We start from the raw sequence: 17,637 nt of genomic DNA, 5'->3' as shown, positions 1-17,637 counted from the left end.
GAAATAAATGGCGAAAAAACAAAAAAAATTAGAAGAAATTTCAAAGAAATTTGGCGAGGAACGCCAAAAAGCGCTAGACAATGCACTTAAAAATATTGAAAAAGATTTTGGTAAAGGGGCGATTATGCGCTTGGGTGAGCGCGCTGAACAAAAAGTTCAAGTCATGAGTTCAGGTAGTTTGGCACTAGATATCGCACTTGGTGCAGGAGGATATCCAAAGGGGCGGATTATTGAAATCTATGGACCAGAATCTTCTGGTAAGACAACGGTCGCTCTTCATGCGGTGGCGCAGGCTCAAAAAGAGGGCGGCATTGCAGCTTTTATTGATGCAGAACACGCTCTTGATCCGGCTTATGCACAAGCTCTTGGGGTGAACATTGACGAATTACTGCTTTCTCAACCAGACTCAGGCGAGCAAGGTCTTGAAATTGCTGGAAAATTGATTGATTCTGGTGCAGTAGATTTGGTGGTAATTGACTCCGTAGCGGCTCTTGTACCGCGTGCTGAGATTGACGGAGATATCGGAGACAGCCACGTTGGCTTGCAAGCGCGTATGATGAGTCAAGCTATGCGTAAATTGTCTGCTTCTATCAATAAAACGAAGACAATTGCGATCTTCATCAACCAACTGCGTGAAAAAGTTGGTATTATGTTTGGAAATCCAGAAACAACACCTGGTGGTCGTGCCTTGAAATTCTATGCGTCTGTTCGTTTAGATGTCCGTGGAAATACCCAAATCAAGGGAACTGGTGATGAGAAAGATACCAACGTTGGTAAGGAAACCAAGATTAAGGTCGTTAAAAATAAAGTTGCTCCGCCATTCAAGGAAGCCTTTGTAGAAATCATGTACGGCGAAGGAATTTCCAAAACGGGCGAACTTATTAAGATTGCGACAGACCTAGACATCATCAAAAAAGCAGGGGCATGGTATTCTTACAATGATGAAAAGATTGGTCAAGGGTCTGAAAATGCTAAGAAATACTTAGCGGATCATCCAGAAATTTTTGATGAAATTGATCACAAGGTTCGAGTTCACTATGGTTTGATTGAAGATGATGCTGAAGATGAAAAAAATGCAGAAGCAACCAAATCAGCGAACAAGGTGGAGGAAGTAACATTAGACTTGGACGATACGATTGAGATTGAGGAATAATTTTTTAAAAATAGGTCGCAAGACGGAGGGATTTTATGGTATAATATAGTATGATAATAGTACCGTGTGGCGAAAGGAGTACTTACATGATTACAATTTATACTGTCTCAAGTTGCACTAGTTGTAAAAAAGCAAAAACATGGCTCAATGCTCACCAGTTAACTTATAAAGAACAAAATCTTGGTAAAGAAGGAATTACAAAAGAAGAGTTATTAAATATTCTAACAAAAACTGAAAATGGGGTTGCAAGCATTGTTTCTTCAAAAAATCGTTATGCAAAAGGCTTAGGTGTAGATATTGAAGAATTAAGTGTGAGTGAAGTGATTGATTTGATTATGGAAACTCCACGTATCTTAAAAAGCCCTATTTTAGTAGATGACAAGCGCCTGCAAGTAGGCTACAAAGAAGATGATATTCGTGCATTCCTGCCTCGCTCGGTTCGTAATGTTGAAAATACAGAAGCGCGTTTACGCGCGGCCTTGTAAAGAGTGGAATTTCCACTCTTTTTTATTTCAATGTTTATTGATATTAAAAATATGATAAAATAAAGAATGAGGAGGAGTTAATCCATGAAAAGAAGCCTGATTCTATTAACCATTATTCTTACAGTCTTAGCAGGCTGTGGTCAAAAGAAAGAAACAAAATCAAAAGAAAGCAAGCAATCTATTGATAGTACGTTGCCAGTTATTGCAAATGCTGAAAAAGAAACAGTTGTGACGAAAACGTTATCGTTTCCTAAAACAGCTGAGGGAGTGCAGCAAACGCAAACAATTACTTACAAAGGGAACCAATTTTTAAGTTTAACGATTGAACAAATTTTGCCGATGAAAGAAGAACTGAAAAAAGTGGTTGCTGAGGTTGGAGTTGCTGAGGCGCAAAAATTATTAGAGAAATCTTTGGCTGAAGATGAAAAATTTACACAAGCAAAAAGTTTGGAAGGTTTTTCAACCTCTTTGGAAATTATAAATGAGCAAGAATTGAAGCGCGTTCATACTTTTGATTTTCAAGTTTTGGATGTTAATAAAGCGGCAAATACTGAATATTTAAAGAATATGAAATTAAAAGAATTTTTAAAAATGAAACCAAAAGAATACATTGAAGATCAAATTGCAAGTGGTGCAACGGAAGTCAATCAATAACCGTAAAATGTCAATTGATTTTTTTAGACGACTCTCTTTGATAACGCTTACAAAAGATGATATACTTTTCTTGTAATGCTCTAAAATATAAGGAGGATATTTTTATGAGAAAATCGGTTGTTTTGTTAGGAGCAAGTCTGCTCTTGCTCACAGCTTGTAGTCAAAAGTCCGCTCAAAACCAGTCGGGCGCTAATAAGACTGGTTCAAGTGTTGTTAAAAAAGATTCTGTTGTGACCAAGTCTTTTCAACAAAAACAGACTGTCCAAGGGATTGAACAAACACTTACGCAGACTATTTCTTATGAGGGAAAAACATTTAAGAAGTTTGTGATAAATCTTGAGCAAATACTTCCAGAAGAAATGAAGAACGTCTTAGCGGGTCAAGATTTAGAAAGCAATAAAGCACAGTTGATTTCTTCTTTTGAAACGGCTGCAGGGTTGGATAAATTTAAGTCTTTGGACGGTGTTGATGTTAAAACAGATATTACGAAAGACTATGTTATTAAAGTTGCAATCAATATGGATATGAGCAAAATCAATCTTGATGAAGCATCAAAACTAGATAATTATGGTGCTATGTTTTCAACTATTAAAAATTTAACACCAAAACAATACATTGAATCTGTCAAAGCAGCTGGTGCTAAAGAGGTTGCAAATCCATGATTTTATAGATGCATATGAAACAAAAAAGCTGAAATTTATTCAGCTTTTTTCAACCACTTTCATTTGTGAAAAGTATTGAAATGTGCTATAATATGGGTATTCTAGTGAAAGAAGGTGTAATTGTGGGATTTACAGATGAGACAGTACGTTTTAATCTTGATGATTCAAACAAAAAAGAGATTAGTGAAACATTGAAAGATGTCTATGTGTCGCTGAATGAAAAGGGGTATAACCCAATCAACCAAATCGTAGGATACGTGCTTAGTGGTGATCCTGCGTATGTACCTCGCTATAATAATGCACGAAATCAAATTCGTAAATATGAACGTGATGAGATTGTAGAAGAATTAGTTCGTTATTATTTGAAAGGGCAAGGCATTGATCTCTAATGAGAATTATGGGGTTAGATGTTGGTTCAAAGACAGTCGGTGTCGCGGTTAGTGATCCACTTGGCTTTACAGCTCAAGGACTTGAAATTATTCCTATTGATGAAGAAAAAGGGGAATTTGGTTTTGACCGTTTGAGTGAGCTTGCAAAAGAATATAAGGTTGAGAAGTTTGTTGTAGGACTCCCTAAAAATATGAACAATACAAGCGGACCACGTGTAGAAGCAAGTCAAGTTTATGGTGCTAAGATTGAGCAATTATTTCATTTGCCAGTTGAATACCAAGATGAGCGTCTAACAACGGTAGCTGCGGAGAGAATGCTGATTGAGCAAGCGGATGTGAGCAGAAAGAAGCGAAAAAAAGTGATTGATAAGCTTGCAGCACAGCTCATATTGCAGAATTATTTAGATCGAAATTTTTAATAAATAAAGGAGAAAGCATGGCACACGATCATAACCATGACCATGAACACGAAGAACGTGAGTTGATTACGCTAGTAGACGAGCAAGGAAATGAAACTTTGTTTGAAATTCTCTTGACCATTGACGGAAAAGAAGAATTTGGGAAAAACTACGTTCTATTGATTCCAGCTAGCGCAGAAGAAGATGAAAATGGTGAGGTAGAAATTCAAGCCTATTCGTTTACTGAAAATGAAGACGGAACAGAAGGCGATCTGCAACCAATTCCAGAAGATTCAGATGCTGAATGGGACATGATTGAAGAAGTTTTCAATAGCTTTATGGAAGAATAAAAATTGTGTACACTAGCTTTTCATATTACAGACGATGAAGAGATTGAAAGGCTGTGTGAATCGTTATTTTATGGTATACGAATGAGTGGTTGGTTTAATTCCTATGTGGAGCAAGAGTACCAACCATTCAAGTGAGTTGTGGGGGTGACAGGAATCAAAATCTGGTTCTGCTTCACTCCCTTTTTGCTGGGAGAAGAATATGAATGAAATTGAAACGTGGCTAGAAAGTCGCATTGGTTTAAATTTTCGCTCTGGTTTAGAGCGAATGAGACAGGCGATAAGTTTTTTAGATCATCCAGAAGAAAATTATCCCATTATTCATGTGACAGGAACGAACGGAAAAGGCTCAACGATTGCGTTTATGAGTCAGCTATTCGTGCAGCATGAAAAGAAAGTGGGAACTTTTACGTCACCTCACATGGCAAGCATTCACGATCGGATTTGTATCAACCATGAACCCATTTCTGACAATGATTTCATTAGAATTGGGCATCGCATTCAAGCAATGGAAAAACAGCTTTTGCAGCCTTTATCCTATTTTGAAATTTTAATGCTCATGGCTTTATTGTATTTCAACGAAGAGCAGGTAGATGTGGCTTTAATTGAAGTAGGAATCGGTGGGCTTTTAGACACGACAAATGTGTTGACAGGAGATATTGCAGTTGTGACGTCTGTGGGTTTGGATCATCAGGAAACATTAGGAGACTCCATAGTAGCAATTGCGGAGCAGAAAGCAGGGATTTTCAAGGAGAAAAAAATAGCTGTCATCGGACCACTGGCTGAAGAAGCGAGAAGAGTCTGTGAACTGCGCGCGAATGAGCTGGGGACTGTTTTATATGAATATGGCAGAGATTTTTCATTTTCAAAGGGACAATTTTCTAATCAAGATGAAATGATAGCTGATTTACAAATAAACCTGAAAGGTACTTATCAGGAAGAAAATGCAGCTGTTGCTTTGCAAAGTTTTCTTTTATTCATGAAACAGCAAAATTGGCAACCACAAGTGAAATGGATACGAAAAGCTCTGCAAGAGACCCATTGGGCAGGGAGACTGGAATATTTTGAGCGAGGAATTTATCTGGACGGGGCTCACAATTTACCAGCTTTGTCACGTTTGGTGGAGTTTATTCGCCAGCAAGAACGAAAAGAAATCTTTCTCTTATTCGGTGCTTTGAAACGTAAAAATTATCAGGGAATGCTGTCTTATCTGAAACAAGAATTACCAGATGTGCGGTTGACTATAACGACGTTTGAGGATGACGGTGCAATAGATAAGCAGAATCTTACAACCGAAACCTATGTTTCCTCTTATCGAGAGTTTATCGAACAATTTATTAAAAATTCTACTGATCATCAGCTTCTTTTTGTAACGGGTTCTCTTTATTTCATTGCGGAAGTTCGTGCTTTTCTTTTGGAGAAAGAAATTGACTGATTAGAATGGTGGATGGTATAATAGAAATGTAAGTAAAGGAGGATAAAAATGGCACAATTAAAGAAATTCAGCTACGTCGCATTTTTTCTGATAGGACTTATCATTTTGACATCGTGCGCCAAGTCTAACCAAACTTCACCGTCATCTCAATCTGTCTCAAGCAGTCAATCAACTACAGTCTCAAGTGAGAGTGCCACTTCGTCAACTATTGCGGAAAATTCGTCAGAAAAATTAGACGGTACTTATAAAGGTATGGACGAAGAAGATGAGATCACTTTGGTCATCAAGGGAAACAGTGGTACATGGACAGAAAAAGAACCAAATGGTAAGGAAGAAGTAAAACAGGTGAGCATTGATCCAACAAATCAGAGAATGACGATTGGTGATGACATTGAGCGTTATATGATTGATGGCAAACAGTTAACGATTGAGGATATTGAGCAAGAAAATGGAGAAAATGATACGGTCGTTTTAACGAAGCAATAACCTGTCTGGGACTGGAGCAAATTTTAGCCACTCTCCAGATCGTTGAAGCATACGGGAGTGAAAAGAGAACAGACAATATGTCAGTTAGCACTTAGAATAAGGGAGTGAGGAAAAGTTGATTTCTATGAAATTACAACTTTTCTCCTCCTCTTTTTTTGTTAGGATACTAAAAATGATTTGAAAATCAAACAATAGTTGACTTTGGCTTGATTTATTAGGGAATCCCCGTTATACTAGTACTAAATAAAAACAGGGAGAGAACATGAATTTTAGGAAATTTCAGCTATTGATGTCAAAATATGGTTTTAGCATCATTATTATGGTGTTAGAACTGGTGCTTGTTTTTTGGTTTTTCTTTTGGCTTGGTCGCTGGACACCTACTTTATGGATTGCCTTTGTGATTTTATTTAGTGTGGCAACGATTTTGGCGATTGTCAATCGCTCAATGACACCAGAAAGTAAAGTAACCTGGCTTTTGGTGGCTTTTATTCCGGTTATTGGCCCCTTGCTTTACCTGATGTTTGGCGAGCGTCGTTTGTCCAGAAGTGAACTGAAACAGTTGAAAAATATGGATCAGATGAAATTTCGTGAGGACAATAGTTATGAGTTGCGGTTGGATTTGAAAAATACGGATAAATCAGCTTACGGAATTATCAAGTCACTTCTCAGCATGGATCATAATGCGGATGTCTATGACGGCACGGAATCACAGTTTTTCCCTTTGGGAGAAGAAATGTTCCAGAAAATGCTGGAAGATTTGCGCAAGGCAGAAAAATTTATCTTTTTGGAATATTACATTGTGGAAGAAGGTCTCATGTGGAATAGCATTTTAGATATTTTGCGTGAGAAAGTAGCCCAAGGTGTTGAAGTGAAGATGCTCTATGATGATATTGGCTGTATGGCGACTCTTCCGGGGAATTACACCAAACAACTGCAGGCTATGGGGATTGATGCTCATAAGTTTAACAAAGTGATTCCGCGAATGACGGTGGCTTATAATAATCGAGACCACCGGAAAATCCTCGTCATTGACGGTCAGATTGGCTATACTGGGGGAATCAATCTGGCAGATGAGTACATCAATCATATTGAGCGATTTGGTCACTGGAAAGACGGTGGGATTCGTCTGAATGGGCGCGCGGTAAAGGCTTTGACACGTCTTTTTCTCATGAACTGGTATATCAACCGCGGAAAAATTAGTGATTTTGATCAATATCATTTGGATAATAAAGCAGTAGATGCACCAGGGCTTTATATTCCGTATGGGAGCGGACCCAAGCCTATGTACAAAGCTCAAGTTGGTAAAAATGTTTATCAAAATATTATCAGTCAGGCGACGGATTATGTGTATATCGCTACACCGTATTTAATTATTGATTATGATTTGACGGAAGACATCAAAAATGCTGCTATGCGGGGAGTGGACGTACGGATTGTAACTCCTTATATTCCAGATAAAAAAATTATTCAGCTTATCACGCGAGGAGCCTATCCAGACTTAATGGCAGCTGGAGTTCGGATTTACGAATATACACCAGGCTTTATTCACAGTAAGCATGTAGTAGCAGATGATGATTTTGGTGTGGTTGGAACGATCAATTTTGATTACCGCAGCTTAGTTCACCACTATGAAAATGCTGTTCTGATGTATAAAACGCCGTCCATGTTTGATTTGAAACGAGACTTTGAAGAACTCTTTGCGAATTCTCAAGAAATTCACGAAGATACTATTAAAAACACTTGGTATCAACGTTTAATTAAAGAAATTGTAGAATTATTTGCACCGATGCTATAAAATTTCTCTTGTATGAGAGGAATTTTTTCTTTTTTACGAATAATTTAGTAAAAGGGAGCGAAATAATGATACAGTTAACACGAAAAGAAAAAGAATTTCTACAAAAATATACAAACAGAAATTATCATCGCTTTCGAGATTTGGAATATTATGCTTTGCTTTTGCAAAAGATGAAGAATGTGTCGGAATCAAGCTGACAGATAGAGGAGATTTTGATATACTAGATAAGACTGATATCAAGGAGAATCTTTATGTACGACACAATGACTGAACAAGAGCCAGTAGTAGAGAGAGTTCACGAAGAGAGTGAGCAGAAAAAAGTTTTTATAGAACCTACGTCAACGCCCTTTGTCGTTTTATTTTTGTGGAGCTTATTATTGAGCGTTTTAAGTGTTGCCAATCCATTTTTGACCAACCTTGCTACTAATTTGCAATCTCAAAATTTATATGCAGGATGGGCAATGGCGCAAGGGCAGGTTATTTATGGAAATATTTATGGAACGAGTGGCTTGCTTTATTATTTAGCTAATTGGGCGGGTAGCCTCTTCATGGGTAATATTTTATTTGCAGTCGTGCAGTGCTTTGCCTTGCTCGTTGCGGGAATTTTTCTTTTTAAAATTGTTTACCAATTAACAGCTGTAAGAAATACTTCTGTAAAGATTCTTTCTTTATTCTATGGTTTGTCGTTAGCTTTAGGCTGGGGTGGCTTGTATTCTAGTATTTTTGCTTTTCCTTTTGTATTTGGTGCGCTGTACTTTCTGATGCGCTATGTTGCAGGAGAAGCTAGTGACAGAGGCTTTATTGGTTTTGGTGCTCTTGGTGCGCTGATGTTTATGACGGACCCAATGACAAGTCTCGTGTTTTATCTGGTGGCTTTCCTTGCTTTATTAGTCTATAATATTGGGGCAAAGAAAAAAGCACGTGGGCTTTATCAATTTTTAGCTACACTTGTAGGCTTTTCGCTTGTATTTTATCCTTTAGGATATTATACAGTTTTAAATGGTAGTTTTGGTCTCGCCATTAGTCAGATTCTTTATCCGTTGGAAAGTCTGCATTTTTCAGGGCAGCACTTGTTGTATAATGGTTTACTTTATAGTGGGCTCATTATTGGGCTTGGCGTAGTTGTGACTTGGGTGAGAAGTTTTTCATTGCCAACAAATTCTTTGGAGCGCTTCCTGCAGCTGTTTAGTTTTTTTGCTTCTTTAATGCTGGTTTTATTTACTTTCTTTTTGCCAGACCAAGGCGCTTATCAATTGTTGCCTACTTTGCCATTCTTCATGATTCTGCTCAGTATGTGGCTTGGAAGAAGTGCACTTAAAAGAAATGGACGTCATAGTCGAGTACAAAAATCTTCGTCTATTTTAGGTGCTTATGTCACCAAAAATGCGTTTTTGCCGATTTTAGCAGTTGTTTATTTAATTGGTTTTCCGCTTGTCAATCAATACGTTTTATCTGCAAGTGAAGCCAATGAACGTGTGTCTGCTGCAAATTATATCAAAGATAACGCAAAGAAGACTGATAAGATCTATGCGTGGGATAAAACAGCAGCCCTTTACCAAGCGAGTGGTCATTTATCTGCTGTACCGATTTTAACGCCTAGCTTATATCAAGGAACAGATGAAAATCAAATGTCTTTGGAAAGAAGTTTGAAAGAGACTGCACCAACTTATATTTTAGTGAATAATCAAGTGCCTGTTCTTCAAGATGTCCAAAAACAATTAAAGGAAAATTATCAGCAGACAGACTTGAAACTCACTCATTTCAAGCTGTATCAGTTGAAATAGCAAATCAATATCTTGTGTTTGAAATAAAAATTAAAGTTTTTTACCACAAGATATTGATTTTTTTTGTTGGAGTGATATAATATGTCTTATACGAATGGAGGAGCTCATGATTGCATTAAAAGAAGACACAGTACAAGGATTTGCTGATATTTATGTAGAAAAACGTGACGGTCGTCGTGTGGCTTTTGACGCAGACAAGATTTACAAAGCGCTTGTTAAAGCCAGTCAAGAAGTAACGACGATGACTCCGTTGTTAGAAGCAAAACTTGAAGGCATTACCAACAAAATCGTAGCAGAAGTAATTGCACGTTTTCCTGCTGGCGTTAAAATTTATGAAATTCAGAACATTGTTGAGCATGAATTACTGAATGCCAATGAATATGCCATTGCAGAAAGCTATATTACTTACCGCACTCAACGTGATTTTGCGCGCTCAAAAGCAACAGATATCAACTTCACAATCGGCAAATTGCTCAACAAAGATCAAGCAGTTGTCAATGAAAATGCAAACAAAGATAGCGACGTTTTCAACACTCAACGAGATTTGACAGCAGGGATTGTTGGGAAATCAATCGGTTTGCAAATGCTGCCGCCACATGTGGCAAATGCACACCAAAAAGGAGACATTCACTATCACGATTTGGACTACAGTCCATATACGCCAATGACAAACTGCTGCTTGATTGATTTTAAGGGGATGTTGGGAAATGGTTTCAAGATTGGAAATGCAGAGGTGGAAAGTCCGAAGTCAATTCAAACTGCGACTGCGCAAATTTCTCAAATCATTGCAAACGTAGCTTCTAGCCAATATGGTGGTTGCTCTGCTGACCGAATTGATGAAGTTTTGGCGCCTTATGCTGAAAAAAATTATGAAAAACATTTGAAAGATGCGCGTGAATGGGTGCTTCCTGAAAAGCAGGAAGAGTACGCATGGGCAAAGACTAAAAAAGACATTTACGATGCCATGCAATCTTTGGAATATGAAATCAATACCTTGTTTACCTCAAATGGACAAACGCCGTTTACTTCACTTGGTTTTGGACTTGGGACCAATCGTTTTGAGCGTGAAATTCAAAAAGCGATTCTCCAAATTCGGATTAAAGGTCTTGGGTCTGAGCACCGTACAGCGATTTTCCCTAAGTTGATTTTCACATTGAAGCGTGGATTGAACTTAGAATCGGATAGTCCAAACTACGACATTAAACAGCTGGCTTTGGAATGCGCTACGAAACGGATGTACCCAGATGTCTTATCTTACGACAAAATCGTGGAATTAACTGGTTCTTTCAAAGTTCCAATGGGCTGCCGTTCTTTCTTACAAGGTTGGAAAGATGAAAATGGTCAAGAAGTCAATTCTGGTCGTATGAATCTTGGTGTTGTTACTGTCAACCTTCCAAGAATTGCCCTTGAATCTGAAGGCAACATGGAGAAATTCTGGGAGATCTTTAACGAGCGGATGAACATCGCTGAAGATGCGCTTGTCTATCGTGTGGAACGTACAAAAGAAGCAACGCCAGCCAATGCTCCTATCCTTTATCAATATGGCGCTTTTGGAAAACGTCTTGGCAAATATGATAAGGTGGATCAACTCTTTAAACATCGTAGAGCGACGGTTTCTCTCGGCTATATCGGTCTGTATGAAGTAGCGACTGTTTTTTATGGTGGTGAATGGGAACATAATCCAGAAGCCAAGAAATTTACAGTAGACATTGTTCGTGAAATGAAACGCCGTGTAGAAGAGTGGTCTGACCAATATGATTATCACTTCTCTGTTTATTCCACACCATCTGAAAGTCTGACCGACCGTTTCTGTCGCCTGGATACAGAAAAGTTTGGTCTTGTGAAAGATATTACAGATAAGGAATACTACACCAATAGTTTCCACTATGACGTCCGTAAAAATCCAACACCGTTTGAAAAGTTAGACTTTGAAAAGGATTATCCAGCAGCCGGAGCTTCAGGTGGCTTTATCCACTATTGTGAATACCCTGTTTTACAGCAAAATCCGAAAGCACTTGAATCGGTTTGGGACTACGCTTATGACCGTGTGGGCTATCTGGGAACCAATACTCCGATTGACCATTGCTACAAGTGCGATTTTGAAGGGGATTTCACACCAACAGAACGCGGATTTACTTGTCCAAACTGTGGCAATAGCGATCCTAAGACAGTTGATGTAGTGAAGCGGACTTGTGGTTATCTTGGCAACCCTCAGGCTCGTCCAATGGTAAATGGTCGACACAAAGAAATTTCGGCTCGTGTCAAACATATGAATGGTTCAACGATTAAGTTTGAAGGTCATCATGCAGAAAAGTAGGAATTTTCATGGGAAAATATCAATTAGACGATAAGGGCAAAGCGCAAGTCGCACGCTATCATGAAAAGCATTCCAAAGGTGGAATCAGCAAAAAAGACCGTGTTGCGAGCTTGCGAGAGCAATTCTTACAAAAAACAAAGAAAAAATAGGAGAAAGAGTGAGGTTTGCATGAAGCTAGTCTCACTCTCTTTCTATCAGGGTGAAGAAAATGGAATTAAGACGACCAAGTTTAGAAGATAAGGATGCAGTAATGTCTCTTATAATGGAATTTGAAAGTTCGAATACTGCACACGATGGTGGTTTTTGGGACAAGGAAAATTTCGTTTATGAAGATTGGATTGCTGGAAATCAAGATGCAGAAATAGGTCTCAATATTCCTGATACATGGGTGCCAGCTATACAACTTGTAGGTTTTGATAAAGGACAAGCGGTTGGCTTTCTAAATTTACGCTTGCGTCTGAATGAACATTTACGCGAACATGGCGGTCATATTGGTTATAGCGTTCGTCCGTCTATGCAGGGGAAGGGCTATGCTACAGCCATGCTGAAAGAAGGACTTCTTGTTGCTGCTTCAAAGAATATCCATCGAGTGCTAGTTACTTGTTCAGTGGAGAATCCTGCTAGTCGAGCAGTAATTTTAAAAAACGGGGGCATATTAGAAGACATCCGACAGGACACCGAGCGTTATTGGATAGATTTGAATTAGGAGCAATTTATGGAACTACGAAGACCAGAATTGGCAGATAAGGAAGCGATACTTGAAATGATCACAGAATACAAAGAGCAGGGGCTTCTCATGAATGGCGGTGTAGAAAGTACTTGGGCATGTGCAGAAAATTACGAAGATTGGTTGCAAATCAATCGTGATCAAGAGGTAGGATTGAATTTGAAAGAAGGGCGTGTTCCAGCTATTTTGTTTGCTTCCTTTGATTCAGATGGTCGTGCATTAGGTTTTTTAGGGCTTCGTATGGCACTAAATGATTTTTACTTAGAGTTGGGCGGGGATATTGGCTATGGCATTCGACCTAGTGAGCAGGGAAAGGGATATGGTCAACAACAATTAGCTTTGGCTTTACTTGAAGCCAAAAAACTAGCGCTTTCTCCTGTTCTGATTACTTGTGATATGGACAATCCTGCCAGTCGAGCAGTAATTTTAGCTAATGGAGGTGTCTTAGAGGATATTAGAGAAGGACGCGAGCGTTATTGGATAGATTTGGAGTAGAAAGATGACGTGGAATACACCAAAACCAGGTGAGTGGAAAAGTGAAGAGTTGAGCAAGGGTCGCATTATTGACTACAAAGCCTTTAACTTTGTGGATGGGGAAGGGGTGCGTAATTCTCTCTATGTCAGCGGCTGCATGTTTCATTGCGAAGGCTGTTACAATGTAGCGACTTGGTCTTTCAATGCAGGGATTCCTTACACGCAGGAGCTGGAAGAGCAAATCATGAAAGATCTGGCAGAGCCCTATGTTCAAGGTTTGACCTTGCTTGGCGGAGAGCCTTTTCTCAATACAGGTATTCTCATTCCGTTGGTCAAGCGGATTCGAAAAGAGTTGCCAGACAAAGATATTTGGTCTTGGACGGGCTATACATGGGAAGAAATGATGTTGGAAACACCAGATAAGCTAGAGCTGCTGAGTCTTATTGACATCCTGGTCGATGGACGGTTTGACAAAGCTAAGAAAAATCTCATGCTGCAATTTCGTGGTTCTTCTAACCAACGAATCATTGACGTGCAAAAATCTCTCAAAGCTGGGAAAGTGATCATTTGGGATAGACTGAATGACGGCACAGAAAATTTTGAACAAGTTAATCGAGATAAAACAGAATAAATTTGAACCAAGGCAGGACGGATTGTTCCTGCTTTTTGTTGTTGAGAATGTAACAGCGAAAAACTGCATTGAAAACGTATTTATCATTTAAAGCTTTTGTAATTCTTAAAGAATGTTTAACTTTCAGTTATTTTATGTTATAATGGGGTAATAAAATGGATATTTCTGCGTAGGAGTTTAAAATGACCCAAAAAAGATTGCGCTCTTCTAAGAAGAGAGGTTATCGAATCTTAAATATTGCTTTGCTAATCATTTTTGCATTATTAGCAGCCTTGTTGATTTTTTCAATGTTCCGCTATAATATTTTGGCATTTCGCTACATGAATGTTTTGCTGTCAATCTTGCTAGCAACCGTAGCACTGGTGACCGGCTTTTTCATTTTCAAAAATAAAGCGCGTGTAACAACAACGATTGTTCTCATTTTGGCTATTTTAGTTAGTTCAGGTGCAATGTATGCCATTAAAGAAGTGCTGGATTTGTCTAACGGGCTAAATGCAACATCCAACTATTCTGAATATGAAATGAGTGTGGTAGTACCAGCAAATAGTGATATTAAAGATATTAGTCAGGTCAAAAATATCCTCGCTCCGACAGCGAATGACGGAAAAAATATTGAAGCATTGACAGATAACTTAGCGCAAACCAAGAAAGTCAATCTAACGGTTGATCAGTCTTCGTCTTATCTAGCTGCTTATAAGTCTTTGATGAATGGCGAAGCGAAGGCAATGGTGTTAAATAGTGTCTTTGAAAGTGTGATCGAAAATGAATATCCAGATTACGCTTCAAAAATTAAGAAAATCTATACCTACAAGATTAGTAAAAAAATAGATAATGCTCAATCACCAGCGACAAATAACGATGTATTCAATATTTATGTTAGTGGCATTGACACCTATGGTCCTGTTTCGTCTGTATCTCGCTCGGATGTGAATATCATCATGACGGTGAATCGCAAGACGAAAAAAGTGTTGTTAACGACAACACCGCGTGATGCTTACGTACCGATTGCTGATGGGGGTAACAATCAAAATGATAAATTGACGCATGCTGGCATTTATGGTGTGGAAGCGTCTATTCACACATTGGAAAACCTCTACGGCATTAAAACCAACTATTACATCCGACTTAATTTCACCTCCTTCCTCAAATTGGTGGACTTGCTAGGTGGAATTGATGTTTACAATGACCAAGAATTTACAAGTTTGCACGGGAATTATCATTTTGGTGTAGGAGATGTTCATCTAAATTCTGAGCAAGCTCTAGGCTTTGTGCGAGAACGGTATTCATTGAGCGGTGGAGACAACGACCGTGGTAAAAATCAAGAAAAGGTCATTGCGGCTATTATTAAAAAATTAACTTCGACAAGTGCTTTGAAAAATTACAATGCTATCATTTCAGGACTGCAAGATTCAGTTCAAACCAATATGAGTATTGAAACGATGATGAATCTAATCAATACACAGCTAGAATCTGGTGGCAGCTATACCGTTAGTTCTCAAGCAGTTACAGGTGAAGGTCGCACAGACCTACCCTCTTATGCCATGCCAGATGCAAATCTTTACATGATGGAATTGAACCAAGATAGCTTGAATGCAGCCAAAGCGGCAATTCAGAAAGTGATGGAAGGTAAATAAGATTGATTGATATTCATTCGCATATTGTGTTTGATGTAGATGATGGTCCTAAGACACGTCAAGATACGCGAGAGCTTTTGACGGAAAGTTATCGCCAAGGAGTTCGAACGATTATTTCAACGTCTCATCGTAGAAAGGGAATGTTTGAAACTCCTGAAGAAAAAATCGTGGCAAACTTTCATGAGGTTCAGCAAATTGCTAAAGAAGTGGCAGACGATCTCACCATTCTTTATGGTGCCGAAATTTACTATACCAGCGATATTTTAGAAAAATTAGATAAAAAAATTATTCCAACTTTGGGTGGAACGAGTTATGCTCTGATTGAGTTTAGTATGACAACTCCGTACAGAGAAATCCATAGTGCTTTAAACAATGTTTTGCGTTTGGGAATTACACCAGTTGTAGCCCATATTGAGCGCTATCATTGCTTGGAGAATGAGACGAAAAAAGTGCAGGATTTGATCAACATGGGTTGTTACATGCAAATCAATAGTTCTAGCGTACTAAAACCCAAGCTTTTTGGCGAAAAATATAAATTCATGAAGAAACGAGCACAATTCTTTATGGAACAAGATTTAGTACATTTTGTAGCGAGCGATATGCATAATTTAGGCCCACGCCCTCCTTATATGCAGGAAGCCTACCAAATCATTTCTAAAAAATATGGTAAAGCGTACGCTGACACGCTATTTCGTGAAAATCAAGAAATATTATTAAAAGATGAATTAATTTAGGAGAAGAAATGAAAAATCAAGATAATCAGACGGTGGAAATTGATGTTCTATCATTAGTTAAAACCTTATGGAGACGAAAATTTCTCATCGTTGTGACAGCTTTTGTAATGGCTATTATCGCTTTAGGATATAGCACCTTTGTTATAAAACCTACCTACACTAGTTCTACAAGGATTTATGTAGTAAATCGGCAACTCGGTGATAATTCCACATTGACGAACCAAGATTTGCAAGCTGGGTCATACTTAGTAAAAGACTATAAGGAAATTATTTTATCGCAAGATGTATTAGCCAAAGTAATCTCTGACTTGAAATTAAATATGCAGCCCAGTGCACTTGCTAAGAAGATCACAGTTACTGTTCCAACGGATACACGTATTGTCTCAATAGCTGTTTCAGATGGCGATGCAAAGGAAGCAGCTCGTATCGCTAATAGTTTGCGTCAAGTTGCGGCTGAAAAAATTATAGCTGTTACAAAAGTAGCAGATGTAACGACGTTAGAAGAAGCAGAAATTCCAAATGCTCCGTCTTCACCAAACATTAGACGCAATACTTTGATTGGTTTTCTTGCTGGTGGAGTTTTCATCTCAGTTGTGATTCTCGTTGTTGAAGTGTTAGATGATCGGGTGAAAAAACCAGAAGATGTAGAAGAAGCGCTGGGAATTACTCTTCTCGGGGTTGTACCAAATATGGATAAGCTAAAATAGGAGAAAAGAATGCCAAGTTTAGAATTAGCTAAAAATAAAGAGCGAGCTCTCAAAAAGTCAGAAGAATATTACAACGCCTTAAGAACCAATATTCAGCTTAGCGGAGAAAATATTAAGGTCATCGATGTTTCTTCTGTACAGTCTGGTGAAGGGAAGTCAACAACTTCTACGAATCTAGCTATTGCTTTTGCGCGTTCAGGTTATAATACTTTGCTGATTGATGCGGATATCCGTAATTCAGTCATGTCTGGTGTGTTTAAAACACGTGACAAAATTACAGGCTTAACAGATTATCTAGCTGGTGCAGCTGACTTGTCAAACGGCTTATGTGAGACAAATATTGAAAATTTGTTTGTGATTGAAGCGGGGCAGATTTCTCCAAATCCGACGGCGCTTCTTCAAAGCAAGAATTTTGGAATGATGGTTGATATTTTACGAAATCATTATGATTATATTATCATCGATACTCCTCCGATTGGGCTGGTCATTGATGCGGCTATTATTGCTCAAAAATGTGACGCTAGTGTGCTAGTAGTAGAATCTGGAAATGTAAAACGAAAAGCTGTACAAAAAGCAAAAGAACAGTTAGAACAAACTGGTACCCCATTCTTAGGAGTTATTCTAAATAAATATGACATACAATTAGAAAAATATGGCTCCTATGGAAATTATGGAGATTATGGGAACTACGGTAAGAAATAAAGTTTAGTAGATTTAGGAGTAGGAATGTTTGAAAATGATAAATTGCAAGAATAAGTGCAACATTTACTCTAACTCATCCACTAGAGCTTCATAAGCAGTTCTGTAAGCTAAACATTTTCGTGG

At 38.4% G+C, this 17,637-nt stretch carries 21 protein-coding genes; all 21 read left to right on the top strand.

The features are described from left to right. Positions 1-7: 7 nt before the first annotated feature. The 21 genes from recA to FQ204_RS04690 all read left to right on the top strand — a co-directional run bounded on the left by recA (position 8) and on the right by FQ204_RS04690 (position 17,514). Positions 8-1,153 carry a recombinase RecA gene (recA, locus tag FQ204_RS04785; protein ID WP_144209274.1) on the top strand — a complete coding sequence of 382 codons (1,146 nt, stop codon included), beginning with the start codon at positions 8-10 and terminating at the stop codon, positions 1,151-1,153. 86 nt (positions 1,154-1,239) lie between these two features. Continuing rightward, entirely contained in the window at positions 1,240-1,638 is a 399-nt protein-coding gene (spx, locus tag FQ204_RS04780) for a transcriptional regulator Spx (RefSeq protein ID WP_144209271.1), read from the top strand. 84 nt (positions 1,639-1,722) lie between these two features. Further along, positions 1,723-2,292 (top strand): SP0191 family lipoprotein, encoded by a 570-nt coding sequence (locus tag FQ204_RS04775; RefSeq protein ID WP_144209268.1) that lies wholly within the window; start codon positions 1,723-1,725, stop codon positions 2,290-2,292. 104 nt (positions 2,293-2,396) lie between these two features. Next, positions 2,397-2,954 carry an SP0191 family lipoprotein gene (locus tag FQ204_RS04770; RefSeq protein WP_144209265.1) on the top strand — a complete coding sequence of 186 codons (558 nt, stop codon included), beginning with the start codon at positions 2,397-2,399 and terminating at the stop codon, positions 2,952-2,954. A 122-nt stretch (positions 2,955-3,076) separates the two neighbouring features. After that, on the top strand, positions 3,077-3,343 hold the full coding sequence (locus tag FQ204_RS04765) for an IreB family regulatory phosphoprotein (protein WP_009569646.1): 267 nt from the start codon (positions 3,077-3,079) through the stop codon (positions 3,341-3,343). After that, entirely contained in the window at positions 3,343-3,762 is a 420-nt protein-coding gene (gene ruvX / locus FQ204_RS04760) for a Holliday junction resolvase RuvX (RefSeq protein WP_144209262.1), read from the top strand. The genes FQ204_RS04765 and ruvX overlap by 1 nt, the downstream gene beginning before the upstream one ends. Before the next feature lie 17 nt (positions 3,763-3,779). Then, positions 3,780-4,091: a DUF1292 domain-containing protein gene (locus tag FQ204_RS04755; RefSeq protein ID WP_003027765.1), complete on the top strand. Its 312-nt coding sequence runs from the start codon at positions 3,780-3,782 to the stop codon at positions 4,089-4,091. Between the two features lie 199 nt (positions 4,092-4,290). Then, a complete protein-coding gene (locus tag FQ204_RS04750) occupies positions 4,291-5,523 on the top strand; it encodes a bifunctional folylpolyglutamate synthase/dihydrofolate synthase (RefSeq protein WP_144209259.1) in 1,233 nt (410 codons plus the stop codon). A 48-nt stretch (positions 5,524-5,571) separates the two neighbouring features. Beyond that, the gene (locus FQ204_RS04745) at positions 5,572-6,009 is read left to right on the top strand and encodes an SP_0198 family lipoprotein (protein WP_144209256.1); all 438 of its coding nucleotides are present in this window, start codon (positions 5,572-5,574) and stop codon (positions 6,007-6,009) included. A gap of 262 nt (positions 6,010-6,271) precedes the next feature. Next, on the top strand, positions 6,272-7,804 hold the full coding sequence (gene cls, locus FQ204_RS04740) for a cardiolipin synthase (protein ID WP_144209253.1): 1,533 nt from the start codon (positions 6,272-6,274) through the stop codon (positions 7,802-7,804). Positions 7,805-7,869: 65 nt separating this feature from the next. Beyond that, entirely contained in the window at positions 7,870-8,001 is a 132-nt protein-coding gene (locus FQ204_RS10685; RefSeq protein ID WP_260843554.1) for a hypothetical protein, read from the top strand. A 54-nt stretch (positions 8,002-8,055) separates the two neighbouring features. Beyond that, a complete protein-coding gene (locus FQ204_RS04735) occupies positions 8,056-9,588 on the top strand; it encodes a heme transporter CcmD (protein ID WP_144209250.1) in 1,533 nt (510 codons plus the stop codon). A 106-nt stretch (positions 9,589-9,694) separates the two neighbouring features. After that, positions 9,695-11,905 (top strand): anaerobic ribonucleoside-triphosphate reductase, encoded by a 2,211-nt coding sequence (gene nrdD, locus FQ204_RS04730; RefSeq protein WP_144209247.1) that lies wholly within the window; start codon positions 9,695-9,697, stop codon positions 11,903-11,905. 8 nt (positions 11,906-11,913) lie between these two features. Beyond that, on the top strand, positions 11,914-12,054 hold the full coding sequence (locus FQ204_RS04725) for a hypothetical protein (protein ID WP_144209245.1): 141 nt from the start codon (positions 11,914-11,916) through the stop codon (positions 12,052-12,054). A gap of 59 nt (positions 12,055-12,113) precedes the next feature. Then, positions 12,114-12,611 (top strand): GNAT family N-acetyltransferase, encoded by a 498-nt coding sequence (locus FQ204_RS04720; RefSeq protein ID WP_144209242.1) that lies wholly within the window; start codon positions 12,114-12,116, stop codon positions 12,609-12,611. A gap of 9 nt (positions 12,612-12,620) precedes the next feature. Next, a complete protein-coding gene (locus FQ204_RS04715) occupies positions 12,621-13,127 on the top strand; it encodes a GNAT family N-acetyltransferase (RefSeq protein WP_144209240.1) in 507 nt (168 codons plus the stop codon). A gap of 4 nt (positions 13,128-13,131) precedes the next feature. Next, on the top strand, positions 13,132-13,737 hold the full coding sequence (gene nrdG, locus FQ204_RS04710; protein ID WP_144209237.1) for an anaerobic ribonucleoside-triphosphate reductase activating protein: 606 nt from the start codon (positions 13,132-13,134) through the stop codon (positions 13,735-13,737). A gap of 182 nt (positions 13,738-13,919) precedes the next feature. Continuing rightward, positions 13,920-15,371 carry an LCP family protein gene (locus FQ204_RS04705; protein ID WP_144209233.1) on the top strand — a complete coding sequence of 484 codons (1,452 nt, stop codon included), beginning with the start codon at positions 13,920-13,922 and terminating at the stop codon, positions 15,369-15,371. A 2-nt stretch (positions 15,372-15,373) separates the two neighbouring features. Beyond that, on the top strand, positions 15,374-16,105 hold the full coding sequence (cps4B, locus tag FQ204_RS04700) for a capsular polysaccharide biosynthesis protein Cps4B (protein WP_144209230.1): 732 nt from the start codon (positions 15,374-15,376) through the stop codon (positions 16,103-16,105). 8 nt (positions 16,106-16,113) lie between these two features. Then, on the top strand, positions 16,114-16,812 hold the full coding sequence (locus tag FQ204_RS04695) for a CspC family polysaccharide chain length determinant protein (protein ID WP_144209227.1): 699 nt from the start codon (positions 16,114-16,116) through the stop codon (positions 16,810-16,812). A 9-nt stretch (positions 16,813-16,821) separates the two neighbouring features. Next, positions 16,822-17,514, top strand: coding sequence for a tyrosine-protein kinase (locus FQ204_RS04690; RefSeq protein ID WP_144209224.1), 693 nt, complete (start codon positions 16,822-16,824; stop codon positions 17,512-17,514). The last annotated feature ends 123 nt before the right edge of the window (positions 17,515-17,637 follow it).

Origin of the sequence: Streptococcus constellatus (assembly GCF_902167705.1) — a bacterium.
Classification (GTDB): Bacteria; Bacillota; Bacilli; order Lactobacillales; family Streptococcaceae; genus Streptococcus; species Streptococcus constellatus_A.
Note: the sequence above shows the minus strand (reverse complement) of the source record. Positions and strands in the feature narration are given on the sequence as shown.